Below are 3,003 nucleotides of genomic sequence, written 5' to 3'. Positions count from 1 at the left end.
CGGACGCGCAGCATGAAGTACTTGTCGTCCAGCTCCTCCGGCTCCAGGATCGCGGTCTTGCCGCCGTCGATCCCGGGCTTGCGCTGGGTGTACACGCCCCCCGCCCGGGACGGTGTCGTCCGTCGGTCAGTCGCGGGGCGTGTCGTTCAGGGAGTCGACGAACCTGGTGAGGAGGCGGGAGAACTGCAGCTGTTCCTCCGGGTCCCAGTCCTTCAGGGCACGGGCGTAGAAGTCCTGGCGGGTGCGGTGGGCCGCGGACACCGCCTCGCGGCCGGACCTGGTGAGAGCCAGGCAGCTGCGGCGGCCGTCCTCCTGGGAGGCGACGCGGCGTACGAAGCCGGAGCGGACCGCGTCGGCGACGATCCGGCTGGCTCGTGAGGGGTCGATGGCGAGCCGGTCCGCGACGAACCCGACGGTGACGTCCCGCTCGCTCTCGCTCCGGCCCTCGTCCACCGCGTCGATGACGGAGAGGGTGTTCAGGTCCAGGGGTTCCGTCATCCCCCGGAGCGCGGGCCGGGCCAGACTGCGCCGCGACTGGCGCCGCCGGATCCGGATCATCGCCAGCTCCACGGCGTTGAGTACGCCGTCCTCCACGAGCGCCGCGTTCCCCGCATCCGGGGCGCCGGCCGGGTTGGTGTCCGTCCGCAGGTCGTCTTTGCCACTCATCCCTCCGAGGTTACTCGCTCCCTGCATATGACTGGACCTGACATTCCTGGATGTGGGACAGTTATGTGCGAAGGTCATGTATATGCGTGAAGCAATGACCTGGATCCCGAAGTCGCCCGGCACCACCCCGAAGCCCTGAGGAGTCAGACATGTCCGCCAAGTCCACCGCCACAGCCACCACCACCCGGAGCCCGCTGCGTCTCCGCGCCCTCGCGGTCCTGGCCACCGTGGTCGCCGGCGCCCTGATCTGGCTCGTCGCCCACTCCGTCCTCGACATCGACCTGCGCGTGCCGGACGGCCCCGGTTCCACCACCACGACCGCGCTCGCCCTCCCCGCCGTACTGATCGGCACCGCCGTCGTCTCCCTGCTCGGCTGGGGCCTGCTCGCCCTGCTGGAGAAGTTCGCGGCCGCCCGCTCGCGGACCGTCTGGACCGTCGCCGCGGTCCTGGTGCTCGTCGTCTCCCTCTTCGCACCGCTGTTCGGCGCGGGCCTGAGCGGCGGCAACAGGGCCACCCTCGTCCTGCTGCACCTCACGGTCGGCGCGATCCTCGTCCCGGCCTTCCGCCGCAGCTCCGCCCCCGCCTGACCGGCCCCGATCCGCCCCGCCCGGCCGGTCCAGCGCCGCTCCACGGGGATTCGAGCGCCGGGGCAGATCTTGGAGCCCAGGCACCGACCTGCCACGGAAGGAGAACCCCCAATGTGCGGCATCGCAGGCTGGGCCGGCCGCGAGGGCGGACCGGCCGGGCAGGAGCCCGGACTCGCGGCCGGCATGGCGCGGACCATGGTCTGCCGGGGCCCCGACGACTCGGGCGTCTGGGCGGACCGCCGGGCCACGCTGATCCACACCCGACTGGCGGTCATCGACGTGGACGGCGGCCGCCAGCCCATGACCGCCGGGCCCGACGGACGCACGGACATCGGCGCGTCCCCGGCGGGAGAGGAACCGTCCGCGGTCCTCTCCTACAACGGGGAGGTCTACAACTTCCGCGAACTGCGCACCGAACTGACCGGGCTCGGCCACCGGTTCGTCACCCGCAGCGACACCGAGGTGGTGCTCCACGCCTACCTGGAGTGGGGCGAGCGGTGCGTGGAGCACCTGGAGGGCATGTTCGCGTTCGCCGTCTGGGACCCGCGCCGCCGCACCCTGATGCTGGCCCGCGACCGGTTCGGCATCAAGCCGCTCTACTACGCGCGGACGGGCGACGGTCTGGCCTTCGGCTCCGAGCCCAAGACCCTGCTGGCGCACCCCGCCGTACGCCCGGTCGTCGACCTCGACGGACTGCGGGTGCTGTTCTCGATGGCCCGCGCCCCCGGCGAGAGCGTCTACCGCGACGTCCAGGACCTGCCGCCCGGCCACACCCTGACCTGCGGCCCGGACGGCACCGTCCGGCTGCGCCGCTACTGGCAGCTGGAGGCCCGCCCGCACGAGGACGGCCTCGACGACACCGTGCGCACCGTGCGCGAACTGCTGGAGAGCAGCGTCTCCCGCGAACTGGTCGCGGACGTGCCGCTGAGCGTGCTGCTCTCCGGCGGCCTGGACTCCAGCGCCGTCGCCGCACTCGCGGCCCGCGCCCTGGCCCGGGAGGGCGGCGGCAGGGTCCGTACCGCCACCGTCACCTACAGCGGCTACAGCGACAACTTCCAGCCCGACCTGGTGCGCAGCGCCCCCGATGCGCCGTACGCGCGAGCTGTCGCCGACCACGTGGGCGCCGACCACCTGGAGATCGAGCTCAGCACCGCCGACCTGATCGACCCGGTGGCGCGCCGTGCGGTCCTGCGCGCCCAGGACGTGCCCGCCCCCTTCGGGGACATGGACACCTCGACGTACCAGGCGTTCGCGGGGGTCCGGCGGTACTGCAAGGTCGCGCTCACCGGAGAGAGCGCCGACGAGATCTTCGGCGGCTACAGCTGGGTGCACATACCTGACCTGGCCGACGAGGAGCAGTTCCCCTGGGTCGCCTTCGAGCAGTGGCATCCGGGGACCCGCGAGGGCCTGGGGCAGGGGCTGCTGTCCGCCGCGTTCAAGGACCGGCTCGACATGGGCACGTACTACTCGGAGCGGTACGCCCAGGCCATGGCCGGTATCCCCCGGCTGGCCGGGGAGGGCGCAGAGGAACGGCGGGCCCGCGAGATCTGCCATCTGCACCTGACCCACTGGCTGCCCCGGCTCCTGGAGCGCAACGACCGGCTCAGCATGATCTCCGGGCTGGAGGTGCGGGTGCCGTTCTGCGACCCCCGGCTGGTGCAGTACGCGTACAACATCCCCTGGGCGATGAAGACGTTCGACGGCCGGGAGAAGAGCCTGCTGCGGGCCGCCGTGAGCGACCTGCTGCCCG

At 72.3% G+C, this 3,003-nt stretch carries 3 protein-coding genes; 2 read left to right on the top strand and 1 reads right to left on the bottom strand.

All coding sequences use genetic code 11. The features are described 5' to 3' along the window. Positions 1–126: 126 nt before the first annotated feature. The gene (locus tag STRTUCAR8_RS09205; RefSeq protein WP_006375289.1) at positions 127–666 is read right to left on the bottom strand and encodes a MarR family winged helix-turn-helix transcriptional regulator; all 540 of its coding nucleotides are present in this window, start codon (positions 664–666) and stop codon (positions 127–129) included. A 149-nt stretch (positions 667–815) separates the two neighbouring features. Here STRTUCAR8_RS09205 and STRTUCAR8_RS09200 point away from each other — a divergent pair, with 149 nt between their 5' ends. Further along, complete coding sequence (locus tag STRTUCAR8_RS09200; protein ID WP_006375287.1) at positions 816–1,253, top strand: DUF6069 family protein; 438 nt, start codon at positions 816–818, stop codon at positions 1,251–1,253. Positions 1,254–1,364: 111 nt separating this feature from the next. After that, positions 1,365–3,003: asparagine synthase (glutamine-hydrolyzing) (gene asnB / locus STRTUCAR8_RS09195; RefSeq protein ID WP_006375290.1), on the top strand; the 1,639-nt coding region annotated here is incomplete at its 3' end.

The organism is Streptomyces turgidiscabies Car8 (assembly GCF_000331005.1).
Lineage (GTDB): Bacteria > Actinomycetota > Actinomycetes > Streptomycetales > Streptomycetaceae > Streptomyces > Streptomyces turgidiscabies.
This window is presented reverse-complemented; position numbering and strand designations above follow the sequence as displayed.

Bases quoted from the DNA above. Each gene is read 5' to 3' on its own strand.
- STRTUCAR8_RS09205 (WP_006375289.1), bottom strand. From the start codon at position 666: ATGAGTGGCAAAGACGACCTGCGGACGGACACCAACCCGGCCGGCGCC.
- STRTUCAR8_RS09200 (WP_006375287.1), top strand. From the start codon at position 816: ATGTCCGCCAAGTCCACCGCCACAGCCACCACCACCCGGAGCCCGCTG.